We start from the raw sequence: 19026 nt of genomic DNA, 5'->3' as shown, positions 1-19026 counted from the left end.
GCTCGGGGAGGGTTTCCATGACCGTTGAAATCGCGATGCTGTTCTGGGCCGCCGTGCTGGGGCTTGTGCAGGTGGGCGCGCAGAGCTTCGCCTACACGGCGCAGGAGGGAAATGCCTACACGGTGAGCGCGCGCGACGAACACCGGCCAGCGAGCGGCCTTGCCGGGCGCATGGAGCGCGCGCTGCGCAATTATCTCGAGACCTTCCCCATTTTCGCGGCGGTGATCCTCGCCGTCTACGCGACCGAGCGCACGGATATGTGGAGCGAGATCGGCGCGCAGGTCTATTTCTGGGCACGCCTCGCCTATCTCCCCGCCTATGCGGTGGGCCTTCCCTGGCTGCGCACCGTCATCTGGCAGATCGCCACCATCGGCATCGTTCTCTGCATGGTGCCGCTCTTCGACCGGGCGCTTCTCGCCGTGCTGATGGAATAGACCGGAACGATTCGTTTGAGCCGAATGCGATTCGTTTGCGTCCGCGCAGGAAGTTCCGCGTGCGGACGAGCCGAATCGCGCCTAAGCTTCGCGCGGTGGCAATCAACCGGGGAGGAAACCCATGTCCGTGGAACTCTGGTCGCTCGTCTGGGGCGGCCTTCTGCTTTTCATCCTGATCCTCATGTCGGCCAATGCGAATGTTTCCGCGATGGGACTTGGCTGGGGCATCGGCAATCGCGACGAGGCGGCGGCAACGACGGGATGGGGCGCCCGCGCGCGCCGCGCCTATCTCAACCACCTCGAAAACCTTCTGATCTACGCCTCGTTCGCCATTCCGTTGGCGATGACGGGGCTGAGCACCTCGACAAGCGTGCTCGGCGCGCAGATCTTCATCGCCGCACGCGTGCTTTATGCGATCGTCTATGTTGCAGGCATCACGGTGGCGGGCCTCCGCACCCTGCTCTGGCTCGCCGGTGTGATCGGTTGCGGCATGGTCTTCGTCGCGCTGCTGCAAGGCGCGATGTAGAACGCTTCGGCTTTCAGAAGAAAAGGCGCCGGGATGTCCGGCGCCTTTTTTGTTTTCTCTTTTTTATGTCACCCCCGGGCTTGACTCGGGGGTCCAGAAAGATTGTCGATATTGCGAAGAGTCTTTCCCGACGCCGCTTCGCGGCTACTGGATTGCCGGGTCACGGACTTCGTCCGGCCCGGCAATGACATACTGGTTCAATCCGCGAAGGGATCGGTCATCAGGATCGTATCCTCGCGGTCGGGCGAGGTGGAGAGAAGCGCCACCGGCGCCTCGATCAGCTCTTCCACGTAGCGCACATATTTGACGGCGGCGGCAGGCAACTGCGCCCATGAGCGCGCGCCCTGCGTGCTGTCCTGCCAGCCTTCGAGCGTTTCGTAGATGGGCGTCACTTTCGCCTGCGCGTCCATACCGGCCGGGAAATGATCGAGGCGCTTGCCGTCGACTTCGTAAGCGACGCAGACCTTGATCTCGTCGAAACCGTCGAGCACGTCGAGCTTCGTCAGCGCGATGCCGGTGATGCCGCCGGTCTTGATCGCCTGGCGCACCATGACGGCGTCGAACCAGCCGCAGCGGCGCTTGCGCCCCGTGACCGTGCCGAACTCGTGGCCGCGCTCGCCGAGCCGCTGGCCCGTCTCGCCGGTGAGCTCGGTCGGGAACGGACCCTCGCCGACGCGCGTCGTATAGGCCTTGGTGATGCCGAGCACGTAACCGATGGCGCCAGGACCGACGCCCGAACCGCCCGCCGCCTGACCGGCAACGGTGTTCGACGAGGTGACGAAAGGATAGGTGCCGTGATCGACGTCGAGCATGGTGCCCTGCGCGCCCTCGAAGAGGATGCGCTCTCCCTTGCGCTTCGCCTCGTCGAGCACACGCCAGACGGGCGCGACATAGGGGAGCACGCGCGGCGCGATGGCGAGCAGCCCCTCGACGATGGGACCGGCCGCAAGCTCTTCGAGATTGTTGCCGCGGCGAAGCGCGTTGTGATGGGCGAGCAGCCCCTCGACCTTGATCGGAAGCGTCGAGGGATCGGCAAGATCGATCACACGGATGGCGCGGCGGCCCGCCTTGTCTTCATAGGCAGGCCCGATGCCGCGCTTCGTCGTGCCGATCTTCACGCCCGAATTCGAGCCTTCGCGCATCTCGTCGAGTTCGCGGTGAACCGGCAGGATCAGGACGGCATTTTCGGCGATCTTGAGGTTCTCGGGCGTGACCTTCACGCCCTTGGCGGCGATCTCGTCCACTTCCTTCGCAAAGGCCCAGGGGTCGAGCACGACGCCATTGCCAAGAATGGAGAGCTTGCCCGGCCGCACGATGCCCGACGGCAGCAGCGAGAGCTTGTAGGTGACGCCGTCGATGACGAGCGTGTGGCCCGCATTATGGCCACCTTGAAAACGCACCACGACATCGGCGCGCTCGCTGAGCCAGTCCACGATCTTGCCCTTGCCCTCGTCTCCCCACTGGGAGCCGACTACCGCCACATTTGCCATTTGATTCAATGCCTTAGGAAGTGGGTGCCCGCCTGCGCGAGGCGTCCACGCGGACCCCCAGACAAGCCGAAAGCCCCCTTGGCCTTTTGGGCCGGGGGCTTTGGCATTGTCTATCCGATCAGGAGGCCGATGGGAAGGGACTTTGGCTGCCTCTGGCGTTATCCTGCCCGCCGTAAAATGGAGTTGCGATGAGCTGGTTACCCGACAAGGACCCCGAACCGGGCGATCGCAAGTCCTGCGATGCGCTGGAATTCGCGATCGTGCCGCGAGCGCGCGATATCGGGAACTTCGAGGTCCGTCGCGCCCTGCCCCAAGCGAAGCGGCAGATGGTGGGGCCTTTCATCTTTCTGGACCAGATGGGCCCGGCCGCGATGCCGGCCGGCATCGGCATGGATGTGCGGCCGCACCCGCATATCGGCCTGTCGACCGTCACCTATCTCTTCGAGGGCGCGATCATGCATCGCGACAGCGAGGGCAACGCGCTCGAAATCCTGCCCGGCGCCATGAACCTGATGACGGCGGGGCGCGGCATTGCGCATTCGGAGAGGACACCCGACGCACAGCGAAAGAGCGGCCAGCGCCTTTCCGGCATGCAGAGCTGGGTAGCCCTGCCGAAGGCGCTGGAAGAAACGGACCCCGGCTTCCAGCACTATCCGCAATCGGAGCTGCCGGTGGTGACGGACAAGGGCGTGAGCGCGCGCGTGATCGCGGGCCATGCTTTCGGCGAGCGCTCCCCTGTGACAACACTGTCGGACTGGTTCTATGTGGATGTGTCGCTCGAAGCGGGAAAGAGCGTGCCTCTCGATGCGCACTACGAGGAACGCGCCATCTATGTGGCCGACGGGAGCGTGGAGATAGCAGGCGAAAGCTTCGAGGGACCGCAGCTCCTGATCTTCCGCCCCGGCGACCGCATCACGGTGACGGCGGTGCGCCCCGCGCGCATGATGCTGCTCGGCGGCGCGACGATGGACGGCCCGAGGCATATCTGGTGGAATTTCGTCTCGTCGAGCAAGGAGCGGATCGAGCAGGCAAAGGAAGACTGGGTACAGAAGCGCTTCAGGGACGTGCCCGGCGAAACCGAGTTCATTCCCCTGCCCGAACGGTGAGGACAGTATGGCGACAAGCGTACATCTCGTGAGCAAGGCGGGCGTCTTCCAGGAAATGGAAGCGCGCCAGCACCGCCTGACGGCGGACGAACCGGAGAACAATCACGGCACCGACAAAGGCCCGGCGCCTTACGAGCTGCTGCTTGCCTCGCTCGCGGCCTGCTCCTCGGCGACGCTGCGCATGTATGCCGACCGCAAGGGGTGGCAGCTTGGCACGATCACGGCGGATCTCCGGTTCAAGCGCGACCCGGAAGGCAATGAAAGCATCGAGCGAACGATCTCCTTCAGCGAGACGCTGAGCGAGGAGCAGATGGCACGCATTCGCGACATCATCGAGAAAACCCCGGTGACGAAGACGCTGAAACGCGGTACGCCGATAGCCACGCATTTCGCGTGAACCACACTTTCGTGTAAACGGATTGAAAAGATTGAAAAACACCAGGACCAGGCGATACGCGGTTCTTCTGCTCGCCGCCATCGCAATGAATGTTGCGCCCGCGCGCGCCGAACCGACCCCCGAGGTTCAGGCGCTTGCCGCCAAAATCGTCTCGGACCAGTTCAAGACCATTATCAATTGCGAGCGCTGCGACCTCCGGGAAGCGAATTTCGACGGGCAGTTTCTCCGCCTTGCCGCCTTCCAGCGCGTGGACCTGACCGGCGCGCGGCTTCGCGGCGCCGACCTCACCGGCATCCATCTCAACCGCGCGAAACTCGACGGCGCGAATTTCAGCGGCTCCAACATGGCAGGCGCCGTGCTGACGGGCGCCACATTGAGAGGCGCCGATCTTTCCAACACGCGGCTCGATGCCGTGCGCATGTCGGGCGCCGACTTCACGGGCGCGAACCTCTCGGGCGCCAATTTGCGCATGCTCGAATATGTGAAGGGGACGAAATTCACGAACGTGAATGCGCGCAACGCCATTTTCCGCCACGCCTATCTGACGCGCGTGGATTTCACCGGCGCCGATCTGTCCGGCGCGGATTTCACCCGCTCCATGGGGCTGACGAACGAGCAGCTCGCCCGCGCCTGCGGAGACGGCACGACGATATTGCCGCAGGGCCTCGCCATTCCGGATTGCAGCAAGAAGAACTGAAGACCTTCAGGCCACGAGCGGCGAGACGATGCACCGTTCGCGCGTTGCCGACTGCGGATCGGTGAAGTAACTCGCCGCGCGCACGATCATGTTGACCTCGCCCTCGTCGTCGACAAGGGGAAGTTCCAGCGACTCCATCGAGAGCCAGTGCCGCGCATGCCAGTCGAGGCGGGTGAGGCGCCGATAGGGACGGACTTCCTCCATGACGGTGCGGAGCCCGTCGAAGATGTCCTGCCATGCGGGGCCATAAAGCGCCGATCCGACCCAGCAGCCCGTCGCATCGCGCCCCAGGCGCTCCACGATTTCCGTGCCGACGAGACGATGCCGGAAGCCCAGCGGCTCGCGCCGCACATCGATGAGATTCAGGATCGGCAAGACGGATTTTATCTCGGACGGAGCGAGATCGCCACGCGACGCAGCGCGCCGGTCGCCCCTCTTTTGCAGCCAGTAGCCATAAAGCCAGTCCAGCCGCGGGTCACGGAACCCGTTCGCCCCTATATCCATTTTGCCCCCCGGCAATACTCAACAAACCCGAGGTCAGTCTCTCAATATGACGGTTAAGGAAGAGTTACCGGCTCGTCCACCCGGCATGCTGGCATGCCGGCCCGATTGGGCAGATCATGCAGGAGCACCCGCACTCAGCGGACCGCCGGGACAACGAGGGGCGATGAATGAACGACACGATAAGGGAGCTGAGCGCCCGCATTCAGGTGCTGCAACTGGAGCTGGAGGCGGAAGTGGCCCGGCAGGCAGCAGCCCTGCGCTATGGGCTGGAACATGGGCGCGCCGTCTTCGAGGAGGAAGTTCTGCGCCGTCACCGCGAACTGCAGACGCGGCTCGGACGCTACGTCCTCAACGCCAAGCCGCTGGTGGTTCTGACGGCGCCCGTCATCTATTCGCTGATTGTGCCCCTGGTGTTTCTCGACATCTGTGTGTCGATCTATCAGTCGGTCTGCTTTCCGGCCTATGGCATCGAGAAGGTGAAGCGGAGCGACTATCTTCTCTTCGACCGCGGCCACCTTGCCTATCTCAACGCGCTCGAAAAGCTGAACTGCGCCTATTGTTCCTATGCGAACGGCCTCATTGCCTATGTGCGCGAAATCGCGGGCCGCACGGAAGCCTATTGGTGCCCGATCAAGCACGCAAAAAAGGCCATCGGCGCGCATGAACATTATCTCGACTTCGTCGCCTTCGGCGACGCCGACGCCTACCGGCGGAGAATCGAGGAGCTGGAGGAGGCCGCGAAAAAGAAATAGGCGGCGCCCCGGAGAGCGCCGCCTTTGCCGGTTCGGCCCGTGCGGGAGATCAGAAGCTGAGCGACTTCACCTGCACGACATGCGGCAGGGCCTGGATTTCGGCAAGCGTTTCCGCCGTGACATCGCCATCGACCTCGATGAGGCAGATCGCATCGCCGCCCGCCGCCTCGCGGCCGAGGTTGAAGTTGGCGATGTTGATGCCCGCCTTGCCGAGCGTCGAGCCGAGCGCGCCGATGAAGCCCGGCTTGTCCTGGTTCGTCACATAAAGCATGTGGCGGCCGAGCGTCGCTTCCATGTTGACTCTCTTGATCTGGATGATGCGCGGAAGGCCGCCGGAGAAGACCGTGCCTGCAACGGACCGTTCCTGCCGCTCCGTCTTCACCGTGAGACGGATATAGGTTTCGTAGGCACCTTCCTGCTCGGTCTTCACCTCGGACACCTTGATGTCGCGTTCCTTCGCGATCACCGGCGCGGAGACCATGTTCACGTCCTCAAGCTGCGGCTTGAGAAGGCCGGTGAGCGCGGCATTGGTGAGCACGCGGGTGTTCATCTCCGCGACATCGCCCGCATATTCGATGGTGACGGCGGAAATGCCCGTCTCCGTGAGCTGGCCCGCGAAGGAGCCGAGCTGCTGGGCAAGCGTGAGGAACGGCGTGAGCTTCGGCGCTTCTTCCGCGGAAACGGATGGCACGTTGATCGAATTGGTGATCGCGCCAGTGAGGAGATAATCCGCCATCTGCTCGGCAACCTGGAGAGCCACGTTCTCCTGCGCTTCGTTGGTGGAGGCGCCCAGATGCGGCGTGCAGATGACCTGCTCCATGCCGAAGAGCGGGTTTGCCTTGGCGGGCTCCTCCTCGAAGACGTCGAGCGCCGCACCGGCGACATGACCGGCTTCGATCGCTGCCTTGAGGTCGGCTTCCACGATGAGGCCGCCGCGCGCGCAATTGACGATGCGGACACCCTTCTTGCACCTGGCGATGCTTTCCGCATTCAGGATGTTGCGCGTCTTGTCGGTGAGCGGCGTGTGCAGCGTAATGAAGTCGGCACGCTTCAGGAGTTCGTCGAGCTCGACTTTCTCGACGCCAAGGTCCTGCGCGCGCTCGGGCGTGAGGAACGGATCGAAGGCGACGACCTTCATGCGCAGGCCAAGGCCGCGATCGGCGACGATGGAACCGATATTGCCGCAGCCGATGACGCCAAGCACCTTGCCGGTCACTTCGACGCCCATGAATTTCGACTTCTCCCACTTGCCCGCATGGGTGGAAGCATTCGCCTGCGGAATGTCGCGCGCCAGCGACAGCATCATGGCGATGGCGTGTTCGGCGGTGGTGATGGAGTTGCCGAAGGGCGTATTCATGACGATGACGCCGGCGGCAGTCGCGGCCGGGAGATCGACATTGTCGACGCCGATGCCGGCGCGGCCGACGACTTTGAGTTTCTTCGCCGCCGCGAGCACCTGCGGCGTGACCTTCGTCGCCGAGCGGATGGCCAGACCGTCATACTCGCCAATGATCTTGATGAGCTCGTCCCGATCGAGACCGGTTTTCACGTCCACCTCGACGCCGCGATCCTTGAAGATCTGCACGGCGGCGGGGGAGAGACTGTCGGAAATCAGAACCTTGGGCATTCACGCCTCCTGGTTGGATAGGTACCTGTCCGGCGGGACGCGATGCCCACCGGATCGGGACCGAATACGAATGGAAATTCTTACGCCGCTGCCTTGAGCGAGGAGATCGCTTCCGCGAAGGCCCAGTCGAGCCAAGGCATCAGCGCGCGCATGTCGGTCGTCTCGACCGTCGCGCCCGCCCAGATGCGAAGGCCCGCGGGGGCGTCGCGATAGCCCGCGATGTCGTTCGCCACACCTTCCTTGTCGAGAAGATCGGCGATCTTCTTGGCGAAGGCGACCTGGTCGTCCTCCGACAAGGCGGTGACGCGCGGATCGACGATCCTCAGACAGACAGAGGTGTTGGACCGCGTGTCGATCTCTTTTGCGAGGAATTCGGCCCAGGGCGTACGCTCGACCCATTCGGCGATGACGGCGGTGTTGGCATCGGCGCGGCCGATGAGCGAACGAAGACCGCCGATCGATTCCGCCCAGTTGAGCGCATCGAGATAATCCTCGACGCAGATCATGGACGGTGTGTTGATCGTCTCGCCCTTGAAGATGCCTTCGATGAGCTTGCCGCCCTTCGTCATGCGGAAGATCTTCGGCAGCGGCCAGGCCGGCGTGTAGCTCTCGAGCCGTTCGACGGCGCGCGGGGAAAGGATCAGCATGCCATGCGCAGCCTCGCCGCCAAGCGCCTTCTGCCAGGAGAAGGTGACGACGTCGAGCTTGCTCCATGCGAGGTCCTGCGCAAAGGCGGCAGACGTCGCATCGCAGATGGTGAGGCCGGCGCGGTCCTCGGGGATCCAGTCGCCATTCGGCACGCGAACGCCCGACGTGGTGCCGTTCCAGGTGAAGACGACATCGTTGTCGAAATTGACCTCGGCGAGATTCGGGAGTTCGCCGTAGGGAGCCTTGAGGACGCGTGTGTCCTTGAGCTTGAGCTGCTTCACGACATCCGTGATCCAGCCTTCGCCGAAGCTTTCCCAGGCGAGCATGTCGACGCCGCGCGCGCCGAGCATCGACCAGAGCGCCATTTCGACGGCGCCGGTGTCGGAGGCGGGCACGATGCCGATGCGGTAGCCGGCGGGAATGCCGAGCACGCTGCGGGTTTTTTCGATGGAGTCGACGAGGCGCACCTTGCCCGGCTTCGAGCGATGGCTGCGGCCGACAAGGGCGTTTTCGAGGTTTTTGGCGGTCCAGCCCGGCCGTTTGGCGCAGGGGCCGGAAGAGAAGTGCGGATTGGCCGGACGCACAGCCGGACGCTCAGTGGCGGTCATTTGCAACCTACCCTTTCAGATAGCTGCCCCTCGGTGGGGAGGGGTGTCCCGCCGCCGCATATAGGCTTCCGCCGATGCCAAGTCAAATGACGGCTGGGCGACATTGGGGGCGACGGAACGGCGCAGCCCCGGGAACCCGCGAAACCCTGCGGCATTGAGTATGGTAAGACGCCTGTATCGAAAAGCGGGCGCGTTTGCGCCGAACCGGGGAATCGCCCTTGCCGCACAGAAGCACGAACTGGCTGATGCTCGGCCTGCTGGTCGCGCTGTGGGGGTCGGCTTTCGCCTTTGCGAGGATCGCCGTCGAAAGCGTGGCCCCCGAATGGACCATGGCCGGACGGCTGATCATGGGCGCGGCGCTGTTGCTGCCGCTCGCCCTCGGCGCCGGCAAGATGCTGCCCCGTGAAGGCGGCCATTGGCGCTGGCTCGTGGGCCTCGCCCTTGTCGGCAACATTGCGCCCTTCTTCGTCATCAGCTGGGGCCAGCAGCACGTGCCCTCCGCGCTCGCAGGCATCCTGATCGGCTTCACGCCGCTTGCAACGCTGGTCATCGCCCATTTCCTGCTGGCCGAGGAACGCATCACGCGCCTGCGCCTGACGGGATTTGCAACCGGCTTCGCGGGCCTCGTGATCGTGCTCGGACCGTCTGCGCTTGCCGATATGGCATCGGGCGGCGACAGGCTGCTCGGGCAACTCGCCGTGCTGGCCGGCGCCTTCTTCTTCGCCTGCAACAACGTGATGGCGCGGCTTGCCCCGGAGATGCCGCTGCTGGTGAAATCATCCGGCGTGATGGTGGCCGGCGCGGTGGCGGGCACCGCGATCGCGGGCGCCGTCACACCGCCCGCGGCGCTCGCCTCGGCAAGTGCGGCCTCGCTTTTCGGTGTGGCGGGGCTCGGCATTTTTTCGACGGGACTCGCCGCCCTCGTTTTCTTCCGCCTCGTCGATCGCGCGGGACCGGCCTTCGTTTCGCTCACCAACTATCTCGTGCCCGTCTTTGCGTCACTCGCGGGCTTCTTCGTTTTCGGCGAGGAACTCAATTTCCGCATACTGACGGGACTCTCCCTCATCCTTGCCGGGATTGCGGTGAGCGAATGGCGAGCGACGTTCAAAGAATGAGCGCCGCGCCAGCGGCAATGACGACGCGCGCGCCGGGTGCGAGGGCCTGGTCGTGCATTACGGCACCGTCATGAAAGAGGTCAGAACGAAATTTCGGCCTTCATGTAGTCGGCGCATCGCCCGCGCAGGATCACGCGCTCGCCCGCATCGGTGCACCAGAGCGTGCCGCCGCGCTTCGAAACCTGCCGCGCGACGAGATCGGCCTTGCCGAGCTTCCTCGCCCAGTAGGGCACGCTGGTGCAATGCGCCGACCCCGTGACCGGGTCTTCGTCGATGCCGTGAGAGGGCGCGAAGAAACGCGACACGAAATCGATACCGCCGCTTCCCGGCGCCGTGGCGATGAGCCCTGCATTGAGCGGCGTGAGCAGACGGCCGAGCGCGGGAAAGTCGGGCGTGAGGTCGACAACCTCCTCCGCCGTGTCGAAAACGGCCATGAGGTTCGACGTCTTGAGCCAGACGCGCGCCTTGCCGCCAAGTGCCTCCGCGATCGCTTCGGGAGCGGGATAAGGCTTCGGCCTGGCGGCGGGGAAATTCATGGAGAGCCGGTCGCCCTCACGCGTCACGACGAGCGTGCCGCTTCGCGTCTCGAAGTGGATTTCAGGCTTCGCATATTCCAGATGCGCGAAAAGGACGTGCGCGGAAGCGAGCGTTGCATGGCCGCAGAGATCGACCTCAACGGCCGGCGTGAACCAGCGCAGCCGGTAGCCCTCTCCTTCCGGCGCGAAGAAAGCGGTCTCGGCGAGATTGTTCTCCGCCGCGACCGCCTGCATGACGTCATCGGACGGCCATGCGGACAGCGGAACAATGGCCGCCGGATTGCCCTCGAAGACAAGATCGGCAAAGGCATCGACCTGATAGAGAACCGCTTTCATCGTCCTTCGTCCCTTCTCGTCGTCAAATTGTATTAGTACAATGTAATCAGATTTGGTTCAGAGATTGTGGAAAATCCGTGATTGTCATCGTACTTAGAACATGATTGACTCCAAAAATGGATTCAATGAGTTTATTGTTACCATGACAATTTCAATCTTCGACCGCGAAGACATTGCCGGCCGGCCAGGCCCGCGCTACCGCGCCATCGCCGACCGGTTGCGCGATACCATCCGGTCCGGGGCGGTGCCGCCCGGCACGAGACTGCCGCCGCTTCGCGACCTTGCCTGTGAACTCGGCGTAACCGTCGGCACCGTTTCGCGCGCCTACGCGCTCGCGGCGAGCCGGGGCGAGGTGGCGGGCGAAGTCGGCCGGGGCACATATGTGCTCGGACAAGGGCTGCACGCGCATGGCGGAACGGGCGTCGGCTCTGCCGCCTTCCTCACCATGCCGGAGGCAACCGTGGCCGCGATGAAGGCGGCGCTTGCCCCGCCCGCCGGACAGACGGAGATCGTGGGAGCGGCCATGACAGCCCTGCTCGCCGAAAGGCAAGCGCTGGGCGTCCCCTCCCCCTTCAATACCTATCTGGCACCGGGCGGCGAGGAACGGCATCGCCGCGCGGCGGCGCAATGGCTGTCCTACGGAGACTTCGTCCTGCAGCCCGGCGACGTTCTCGTCTGCTCGGGCACGCAACAGGCGATCCTCACATCCATTCTCGCGGCGACCGAGCCCGGCGACCTCATCCTTACCGAAGAGCTGACCTATCACGCCATGGTGCAACAGGCGGGCCTCATGGGCCGGCGCGTCGCCCCTGTCGACATCGATGCGGAAGGCATGGTGCCGGACGCACTCGAGCGCGCCATTCGCGAACAGCACCCCGCCGCACTCTTCATCGTGCCGACGCTGCAAAACCCGACAGGCGCCACCATGAGCGAGACACGGCGCAGGCAGATCGCGGAACTCGCGGCAAGGCACGACATGTCGATCATCGAGGACGACATATATGGCGCGCTTGCCGGAGAGCGTCCTCTTCCCATCGCGCAATTCGCACCCGAGCGCACCTGGTATGCGACGAGCCTCGCGAAAACCGTCGGCTGCGGATTGCGCATCGGCTTCCTGAAACCTCCGCCACGATTGCTGGAACGGGCCCGCGCGATCCAGAACGGTTTCGGCCAGACGGTGCCGCCGCTCATGGCGGAACTTGGCAGCCGCCTGATCGAAACCGGCGATGCGGCGGCACTTTGCGCGCGCATCCGCACCGAAATGGCGTCGCGTCACAAGATGACGGCGGACGCTCTCGGCAGCTATCGGCTGACGGCGGATTCCGCTGCCCTTTATGTGTGGCTTGAATTGCCCGACACATGGCGCGCGCATGGTTTCGTGGAAGCGGCACGCGCGCGCGGCGTCGCCATCGCAGCGGGCGAGGATTTTATGGTCGGACGGACAGACCGCGCCGCGCGCCATGTACGCCTCGCGATCGGCCAGCCGCAAACACGCGAGGAACTTGCGCGCGGGCTCGCCGTCATCGCCTCACTGCTTTCGGAATCCCATATCGGGATCGTCGAGCCTGCGTGATCCCGCCTGAGTTTTTTACGACTCAATCGTCTTTAAGGCGCGGCAGCTTGTTGCTACGCTCCTCGCCTTGGAGGAGCCGCCATGACCGCACGGAAACATCAGCCGCTGCTCATACGCCCCGTCCTGCCCGACGAGTGCGAGGTGCTATCCGAACTCGCGCAGGCGTCGAAAGCCCATTGGGGCTATGACGAAGAGTTCATGAAGAACTGTCGCGAGGAACTCCGGGTAACACCGGAAAAGATCGCGCGCTTCCGCATGCGGGTGGCACAGGCAGGCCGAGAGATCGCCGGCTTTTCCGCCGCGAGCTACCATGACGGCGCGGCCGATGTGGAGGAGTTCTTCGTTGCACCGCGCTACATCGGCACGGGCATCGGCCACCGGCTGATGCAGGACATGCTGGACCATGCGCGCCGCCACGGCGTCCACCACGTGAGAGTGGAAGCCGACCCGAACGCCACCGGCTTCTACGAAAGCGAAGGCTTCAACATATGCGGCGAAGCACCTTCCGGTTCGATACCCGGACGCAAGTTGCCGCTGATGGAACGGAAAATCTGACCGCTATTCGTCGTCGTCATCGAGCACGGCGAGAAAATTGAGCGGCCCGTGGCCTTTGCCGAAACCGGGCGCGGTGCGAATGGCTTCATGCACATAGTCGCGCGACGCGGCGACGGCGGCGGTGAGGTCCACGCCCTGCGCGAGAAGCGCGGCGATGGCGGAGGCAAGCGTGCAGCCCGTCCCATGGGTGTGGCGCGTGTCGATGCGCGGCGAGGAGAAAATCTGGATCGTCTCCTGCGTCGCCAGCACGTCGAAGATGAGATCGCCCGAAAGGTGGCCGCCCTTGACGAGAACGGCCTCGGCGCCGAGACCGAGCAGCGCATCGGCAGCAGCCTTTTGCCCCTCCACATCGACAATCTTGCGGCCCGAGAGAATTTCGGCCTCCGGGACATTGGGCGTGACGAGGGCCGAAAGCGGGATCAGCACCTCGCGAAGCGCGGCGACGGCCGCGTCCTCGAGAAGCGATGCGCCGCCTTTTGCCACCATCACCGGATCGGCGACGAGGGGCGGCAGTTCGTCGAGGCGGGAAAGTTCCTCCGCCACGGCTTCGACAATCGCAGCGCTGTGCAACATGCCGGTCTTGACCGCGTCGGTGCCGATATCGTCAAGCACGGCGCGCATTTGCGCCGCAACGATATCGGCCGGGACTTCATGGATGCCATGAACGCCGAGCGTGTTCTGCACGGTGATCGCGGTGACGGCTGTCGTGGCAAAGCCGCCCATGACGGTGACGGCTTTTATGTCCGCCTGGATGCCCGCCCCGCCGCCCGAATCCGATCCTGCGACAATAAGCACGCGGCCCTGTTTGCCGATCTGCATTTGATGTTTCTCTTGTAAGCGTGGAGGAATAGAAAAACACATCTTGACGGGAGGGGATACAGGCCATGACGGACCACACCGATGCAATTGCCGGGGCAAGGAACTGCCTGGACGACTTCATGACCGCGTTCAATGCGCGCGACCTTGAAGCATGGGAGGCAACATTCAACTTTCCGAGCATCCGGCTCGCGTCGGGCACGCTCGCCATCATCGACAAGCCCGGCTGGCATCCGAAGGACACTTTCGAGCGCGGGGCGCTTGCGGAATGGGATCATTCCGATTGGGAGCGGCGGGAGGTGATCCATGCCGGCCCCGGCAAGGTGCATTTCGACACGCGCTTCGCACGCTACCGCGCGGACGGCAGCGTGATCGGTCATTTCGACTCGATCTATGTGGTCACGCTGGAAAACGGCCATTGGGGTGTGAAGGCCCGCTCGAGCTTCGCGCCCTGAGAGAAGGTATCAAGCGGCGTTGTGTTCGATCACGGCGGCGATGTCGTTGACGACGGCAGCGACGAGCTTTTCGTCGTCGCCTTCCGCCATCACGCGAATGAGCGGTTCCGTGCCCGACTTGCGGATGACGAGGCGGCCGCCCGCGCCGAGCCTGCTTTCGCCCTCGCGGATCGCGTCCTGCACATCCTTGTCCTTCAGCGGTTCGCCCCGTTTGAAGCGAACATTCTTCAGGAGTTGCGGCAGCGGCTCGAAGACGTTGGTGAGTTCGCTCACCGGCCTGTCTTCCGCCTTGAGAACGGCAAGCACCTGCAACGCGGCGATGAGCCCGTCCCCGGTCGTCGAGAAATCCTTGAGCACGATGTGGCCGGACTGCTCGCCGCCCACATTAAATCCATGCTGGCGCATATGCTCGACGACATAGCGGTCCCCGACCTGCGTGCGCACGAGATCGAGATCGAGCGTGCGGAGATAGCGCTCGAGGCCGAGATTGGACATGACGGTCGCAACGACACCAGGCGCGGAGAGCTTGTCCATCTCCTTCCAGTGCCGGGCGATCAGGCCCATGATCTGATCGCCATCGACGACCTTGCCGTGCTCGTCCGCAATGATGACGCGGTCGGCATCGCCGTCGAGCGCGATGCCGATATCGGCACGGCGCTCGCGCACCGTCGCGCACATGCGGTCGGTCGCGGTCGAGCCGCACTCCTCGTTGATGTTGAAACCATTCGGATCCGTGCCGACGGTGACGACTTCGGCGCCGAGTTCCCAGAGAACGGCGGGCGCAACCTTGTAGGCGGCGCCGTTCGCGCAATCGATGACGATGCGCAGGCCCTCAAGCGTCTGCTGCCGGGGAAATGTGTGCTTCACATGCTCGATGTAGCGCGCCTGCGCGTCGTCGATACGCTTGGCGCGGCCAAGTTCGCGCGGACCCGCCAGATTGTCGGCGAGGCCATTGTCCATGTGGTGTTCGATCGCAAGCTCCACCTCGTCGGAAAGCTTGAAGCCATCCGGGCCGAACAGCTTGATGCCGTTGTCCTGGAAGGAATTATGCGAAGCGGAGATCATCACGCCGAGGTCCGCGCGCAGCGACCGCGTGAGCATGGCGACGGCGGGCGTCGGCAGCGGCCCGAAAAGGAAAACATCCATGCCCATCGAGGTGAAACCGGCCGTGAGCGCGGGCTCCAGCATGTAGCCCGAAAGCCGCGTATCCTTGCCGATCACGACACGGTGGCGATGCTCGCCACGACGGAAGACGCGGCCAGCCGCCATGCCGACACGCAACGCCGTTTCGGCGGTCATGTTTCCGGTATTGGCGGTGCCCCGGATTCCATCCGTGCCAAAATATTTGCGGGCCATGAATTGAACGGTCCTCGCGCCTTGTCTCGGTCTGTGTCTCACTCTGGCCAGCCAATAGCCCCCACGGCCCCGGCACGCCCCCACGACACATTCATGCGAACATATGTGGCGAATATAGGAATCTATGCGCCAATTGCAGTTAAATATTTCTTGCGAATTCTTTCAGCCTTGGCCCGAAACCGTGCCGAAGCGAGCCAGAACGGCAAGAGCGTCCACAAGGGGCCGCGGCTCATGGGTCCGGATGCAGCCTGCCCCCCGCTCGACCGCAAGGATCTCGGCCGCAAGCGTCGCCGCCCCCGCCTCGCCCGGGCTTCGCCCCGTCACGGCCCGGAGGAAGGACTTCCGGGACACCGAAATGAAGACCGGCAGGCCAAAGCGGTCCCGGATATCGCCCGTCCTCGACAGAACCTCGAAGGAGGTTTCGGGCTTCGGACCGAGAAAGAAACCCATGCCGGGATCGAGGATGAGCCGGTCGCGGGCGATGCCTGCCGCCGTAAGCGCCGCGATCCGGGCCTCGAAGAAGGCACAAATCTGCTCGACGATATCGCCATCAGGCGTCGCGCGGCGGTCCGCATTCCCGTCGCGCTGGATCGAGTGCATCACGACGAGCCGGGCATCTGATGCCGCGAGCGAGGGATAGAAGGCTTCGTCCGCGAAACCGCGAATGTCGTTCAGCCACTGCGCACCATGCGCAAGCGCGAAGGCCTGCGTTTCCTGCCGGAAGCTGTCGACCGACACCGGGATGTGATCTCCCGCCAGCGCCTCCATGACGGGTGCGAGACGGCGGATCTCCTCCTCGGCCGAAACCGGCGCCGCATCGGGATGGGACGAGGCTGGACCGATATCGATGACATCGGCGCCGTTGGCAGCGAGTTGGCGTCCATGAGCGATGGCCGCATCGGCGGCAAAGTACTTTTCGCCGTCGGAGAAGGAGTCCGGCGTGATGTTGAGAATACCGAAGATGAGGGGCCGCGCGCTCATGACCGGTTTCTAGCACGGGCCCCCGCGGACGGCGAGCACGGCTCAACCCGCAGCGGGAAGAGGCGCACCGGGTCCGATCCCCATGGCGGTTCGCACGAGATGGCCGATGACGGCGTCGATCTCGGGCGGCGTCGCACCGGAGAACTGCATCAGCGCCACGGTGTGCCCGCCGCCGAGATAGACGCGGGCGGCCGCCTTCACGCTCAGGTCAGGCGGAATGACGCCCTCCCCCATGCCGCGCTCCAGCACCTTCTGCGCGATCGCGTGCAGCCGCTCCAGCACATCCATGTAACGCGGCCAGACATCGGCGCGCACGCCCGTGCTCCAGTCGAGCCAGACCTTCATCATGTCCGGCTTCTCCTTCGCATCGCGCGAGAAGTTGACCGCGAGCGCTTCGAGCGCCTCATGAACCGCTTTGGGGCCGCCAAGGGAGCGCGACACGATCTCGATGAGATAGACCTCGACTTCGCCGAGCACGGCAGCGACGAGATCGTCGCGCGTGCGGAAATAGGAATGGACCGCAGGCACCGAAACGCCCGCCCGCTCCGCGACATGAGAATGGGTCGCCCGCGCGACGCCGTGTTCGGCAAAGGCGGCCAGCGCGCAATCGAGAAGCTGGGCGCGGCGAGCCTGAGGCGTGAGCCTCGTGCGGGCGGTTCTGGCGGCTATGGTCACGGGCAGGGCTTTCCCTCGAGAATCGGCGGATTTCCGCGGCAAGTATAAACGGCACGCCGGGCGGCCGGCAGCGCCGCCCCCCAGGCCATTCCAACCCATATTGACTCTCCGCTCAATACCTATTGATATATTACTCAATAGTGGGACCGGGCATATCTGGGAGGAAACGCCATGACCGCAATCGCATCCGCCATCGCGGCAACGTCCGAGGCCGAGCGCCTGCCGCTCGACCGGATCGACGTCAGCAATCCGGATTTTTATCTGAACGACACTGTTGGCGAATATTTCCGCCGCCTGCGCCGGGACGACCCCGTGCACTATTGCGCCGAGAGCGCCTACGGCCCTTATTGGTCGATCACGAAATACAACGACATCATGCATGTCGATACCAATCACCAGATCTACTCCTCTGAAGCGAGTCTCGGTGGCATCACGATCGACAACGCGCTTGCGATCGCAGAGGAAGGCGGCGTCGATCTGCCCAACTTCATTGCCATGGACCCGCCGCGCCACGACGAACAGCGCAAGGCAGTCAGCCCCATCGTGGCGCCGGCAAATCTGGCAAAGCTCGAAGGCACCATTCGCGAGCGCGTCTGCCGCGTTCTCGACAACCTGCCGACAGAGGAAGAGTTTGACTGGGTCGACCGCGTCTCGATCGAGCTGACGACGCAGATGCTCGCGACGCTGATGGACTTTCCCTTTGCGGAACGGCGCAAGCTGACGCGCTGGTCCGACGTCGCCACGGCCGCCCCCGGGAGCGGGATCGTCGATAGCTGGGAGCAGCGAACGCAAGAACTCATGGAGTGCGGAAGCTATTTCCAGAACCTCTGGAATGAGCGCGTCAATACCCGCGAACCCGGTAACGACCTCATCTCCATGCTCGCCCATTCGCCAGCCACGCGGAACATGACCCAGGTGGAATATCTGGCGAATGTGCTTCTGCTTATCGTCGGCGGCAACGACACGACGCGCAATTCCATGACGGGTGGCGTGCTTGCCATGCACCAAAATCCCGACCAGCTTGAAAAGCTCAAGTCCAATCCCGCCCTGATCGAAAGCGCCGTTCCTGAAATCATCCGCTGGCAGACACCATTGCCGCATATGCGCCGCACCGCTGTCGCCGATACGGAACTCGGCGGCAAGACCATCAAAAAGGGCGACAAGGTCGTCATGTGGTATCTCTCGGGCAATCGCGATGACGAGGTCATCAGCCAGCCGGAGGATTTCATCATCGATCGCGCACGCCCGCGCCAGCATCTCTCTTTCGGCTTCGGCATCCATCGCTGCGTCGGCAACCGTCTTGCCGAGATGCAGTTGAAAATTCTCTGGGAAGAGATTTTGAAACGCTTCTCCCGCATCGAGGTGATGGACGAACCCGTGCGCGTTCGTTCGAACTTCGTGCGCGGCTATGCGTCGATGCCGGTGCGGCTCCACGCGTGATAAAACAAGAAGGAAAAACAAGAATGACGAAAGTGAACTACGTCGAAGCGAGTGGAACGGTCCATGCGGTCGAGGCCGAAGCCGGCATCACGGCGATGGAAGCGGCGGTGAAGAACGGCGTTCCGGGCATCGATGGCGACTGCGGCGGCGCGGCCGCCTGCGCGACTTGCCATGTCTATGTCGACCCCGCATGGATCGCGAAGACGGGCCCCGCCGGCGAAGGGCTTGAGAAGAGCATGCTGGAATTCGCCGAGGACGTGACCGAGGCGAGCCGCCTCGCCTGCCAGATCACGCTGAGCGATGCACTCGACGGCCTCGTCCTCCGCCTGCCCGACCGGCAGCACTGACGCACCCAAAAGACAAAAAGAAAAGGGAGGCTTCGAGCCTCCCTTTTTTATT

21 protein-coding genes are annotated in these 19026 nt (G+C 63.9%); 12 read left to right on the top strand and 9 right to left on the bottom strand.

Features of this window, described 5'->3' with window-relative positions; translation table 11 throughout:
• Positions 1-17 precede the first annotated feature (17 nt).
• Positions 18-434, top strand: coding sequence for an MAPEG family protein (locus tag ACKUUH_RS07550; RefSeq protein WP_407949277.1), 417 nt, complete (start codon positions 18-20; stop codon positions 432-434).
• A 121-nt stretch (positions 435-555) separates the two neighbouring features.
• A complete protein-coding gene (locus ACKUUH_RS07545; protein WP_407949276.1) occupies positions 556-960 on the top strand; it encodes an MAPEG family protein in 405 nt (134 codons plus the stop codon).
• 197 nt (positions 961-1157) lie between these two features.
• Here ACKUUH_RS07545 and ACKUUH_RS07540 read toward each other — a convergent pair whose 3' ends face one another.
• Positions 1158-2450, bottom strand: a complete 1293-nt coding sequence (locus ACKUUH_RS07540) for an adenylosuccinate synthase (RefSeq protein WP_407949275.1) — start codon at positions 2448-2450, stop codon at positions 1158-1160.
• Positions 2451-2638: 188 nt separating this feature from the next.
• On the opposite strand from ACKUUH_RS07540, the gene ACKUUH_RS07535 reads away from it, so the two are divergent.
• From ACKUUH_RS07535 to ACKUUH_RS07525, 3 genes are read left to right on the top strand one after another with little or no spacing between them, the layout of a single operon-like run.
• On the top strand, positions 2639-3556 hold the full coding sequence (locus tag ACKUUH_RS07535; RefSeq protein WP_407949274.1) for a pirin family protein: 918 nt from the start codon (positions 2639-2641) through the stop codon (positions 3554-3556).
• A gap of 7 nt (positions 3557-3563) precedes the next feature.
• Entirely contained in the window at positions 3564-3953 is a 390-nt protein-coding gene (locus ACKUUH_RS07530) for an OsmC family protein (protein ID WP_407949273.1), read from the top strand.
• A gap of 31 nt (positions 3954-3984) precedes the next feature.
• Positions 3985-4650, top strand: coding sequence for a pentapeptide repeat-containing protein (locus ACKUUH_RS07525; RefSeq protein ID WP_407949272.1), 666 nt, complete (start codon positions 3985-3987; stop codon positions 4648-4650).
• A 6-nt stretch (positions 4651-4656) separates the two neighbouring features.
• On the opposite strand, the gene ACKUUH_RS07520 is transcribed toward ACKUUH_RS07525, so the two are convergent.
• Positions 4657-5154, bottom strand: a complete 498-nt coding sequence (locus tag ACKUUH_RS07520) for a PAS domain-containing protein (protein WP_407949271.1) — start codon at positions 5152-5154, stop codon at positions 4657-4659.
• Positions 5155-5321: 167 nt separating this feature from the next.
• On the opposite strand from ACKUUH_RS07520, the gene ACKUUH_RS07515 reads away from it, so the two are divergent.
• Positions 5322-5906 carry a hypothetical protein gene (locus ACKUUH_RS07515; RefSeq protein ID WP_407949270.1) on the top strand — a complete coding sequence of 195 codons (585 nt, stop codon included), beginning with the start codon at positions 5322-5324 and terminating at the stop codon, positions 5904-5906.
• Between the two features lie 49 nt (positions 5907-5955).
• Here the strand turns inward: ACKUUH_RS07515 and serA are convergent, their stop codons facing one another.
• Together serA and ACKUUH_RS07505 are read right to left on the bottom strand one after the other, a co-directional pair.
• Positions 5956-7533 carry a phosphoglycerate dehydrogenase gene (serA, locus tag ACKUUH_RS07510; RefSeq protein WP_407949269.1) on the bottom strand — a complete coding sequence of 526 codons (1578 nt, stop codon included), beginning with the start codon at positions 7531-7533 and terminating at the stop codon, positions 5956-5958.
• A gap of 80 nt (positions 7534-7613) precedes the next feature.
• A complete protein-coding gene (locus tag ACKUUH_RS07505; RefSeq protein WP_407949268.1) occupies positions 7614-8789 on the bottom strand; it encodes a phosphoserine transaminase in 1176 nt (391 codons plus the stop codon).
• A 218-nt stretch (positions 8790-9007) separates the two neighbouring features.
• On the opposite strand from ACKUUH_RS07505, the gene ACKUUH_RS07500 reads away from it, so the two are divergent.
• The gene (locus tag ACKUUH_RS07500) at positions 9008-9904 is read left to right on the top strand and encodes a DMT family transporter (protein WP_407949267.1); all 897 of its coding nucleotides are present in this window, start codon (positions 9008-9010) and stop codon (positions 9902-9904) included.
• An 80-nt stretch (positions 9905-9984) separates the two neighbouring features.
• Here the strand turns inward: ACKUUH_RS07500 and ACKUUH_RS07495 are convergent, their stop codons facing one another.
• The gene (locus ACKUUH_RS07495) at positions 9985-10776 is read right to left on the bottom strand and encodes a PhzF family phenazine biosynthesis protein (RefSeq protein ID WP_407949266.1); all 792 of its coding nucleotides are present in this window, start codon (positions 10774-10776) and stop codon (positions 9985-9987) included.
• A 142-nt stretch (positions 10777-10918) separates the two neighbouring features.
• On the opposite strand from ACKUUH_RS07495, the gene ACKUUH_RS07490 reads away from it, so the two are divergent.
• Positions 10919-12349 (top strand): PLP-dependent aminotransferase family protein, encoded by a 1431-nt coding sequence (locus tag ACKUUH_RS07490; protein ID WP_407949265.1) that lies wholly within the window; start codon positions 10919-10921, stop codon positions 12347-12349.
• Between the two features lie 81 nt (positions 12350-12430).
• A complete protein-coding gene (locus ACKUUH_RS07485; protein WP_407949264.1) occupies positions 12431-12904 on the top strand; it encodes a GNAT family N-acetyltransferase in 474 nt (157 codons plus the stop codon).
• A 3-nt stretch (positions 12905-12907) separates the two neighbouring features.
• Here the strand turns inward: ACKUUH_RS07485 and thiD are convergent, their stop codons facing one another.
• Positions 12908-13723, bottom strand: coding sequence for a bifunctional hydroxymethylpyrimidine kinase/phosphomethylpyrimidine kinase (thiD, locus tag ACKUUH_RS07480; protein WP_407949263.1), 816 nt, complete (start codon positions 13721-13723; stop codon positions 12908-12910).
• Between the two features lie 65 nt (positions 13724-13788).
• Here thiD and ACKUUH_RS07475 point away from each other — a divergent pair, with 65 nt between their 5' ends.
• Complete coding sequence (locus ACKUUH_RS07475) at positions 13789-14175, top strand: hypothetical protein (protein ID WP_407949262.1); 387 nt, start codon at positions 13789-13791, stop codon at positions 14173-14175.
• A gap of 9 nt (positions 14176-14184) precedes the next feature.
• On the opposite strand, the gene glmM is transcribed toward ACKUUH_RS07475, so the two are convergent.
• The 3 genes from glmM to ACKUUH_RS07460 all read right to left on the bottom strand — a co-directional run bounded on the left by glmM (position 14185) and on the right by ACKUUH_RS07460 (position 17187).
• Positions 14185-15531 carry a phosphoglucosamine mutase gene (gene glmM, locus ACKUUH_RS07470; RefSeq protein ID WP_407949261.1) on the bottom strand — a complete coding sequence of 449 codons (1347 nt, stop codon included), beginning with the start codon at positions 15529-15531 and terminating at the stop codon, positions 14185-14187.
• A 162-nt stretch (positions 15532-15693) separates the two neighbouring features.
• The gene (gene folP / locus ACKUUH_RS07465; protein ID WP_407949260.1) at positions 15694-16512 is read right to left on the bottom strand and encodes a dihydropteroate synthase; all 819 of its coding nucleotides are present in this window, start codon (positions 16510-16512) and stop codon (positions 15694-15696) included.
• 42 nt (positions 16513-16554) lie between these two features.
• Positions 16555-17187, bottom strand: a complete 633-nt coding sequence (locus tag ACKUUH_RS07460) for a TetR/AcrR family transcriptional regulator (protein ID WP_407949259.1) — start codon at positions 17185-17187, stop codon at positions 16555-16557.
• A gap of 171 nt (positions 17188-17358) precedes the next feature.
• On the opposite strand from ACKUUH_RS07460, the gene ACKUUH_RS07455 reads away from it, so the two are divergent.
• Together ACKUUH_RS07455 and ACKUUH_RS07450 are read left to right on the top strand one after the other, a co-directional pair.
• Positions 17359-18627: a cytochrome P450 gene (locus ACKUUH_RS07455; RefSeq protein ID WP_407949258.1), complete on the top strand. Its 1269-nt coding sequence runs from the start codon at positions 17359-17361 to the stop codon at positions 18625-18627.
• Positions 18628-18650: 23 nt separating this feature from the next.
• Positions 18651-18974 (top strand): 2Fe-2S iron-sulfur cluster-binding protein, encoded by a 324-nt coding sequence (locus ACKUUH_RS07450; protein WP_407949257.1) that lies wholly within the window; start codon positions 18651-18653, stop codon positions 18972-18974.
• Positions 18975-19026: the final 52 nt, after the last annotated feature.

The sequence above is a fragment of the Parvibaculum sp. genome (genome assembly GCF_045863935.1).
Taxonomy (GTDB): Bacteria; Pseudomonadota; Alphaproteobacteria; order Parvibaculales; family Parvibaculaceae; genus Parvibaculum.
Note: the sequence above shows the minus strand (reverse complement) of the source record. Positions and strands in the feature narration are given on the sequence as shown.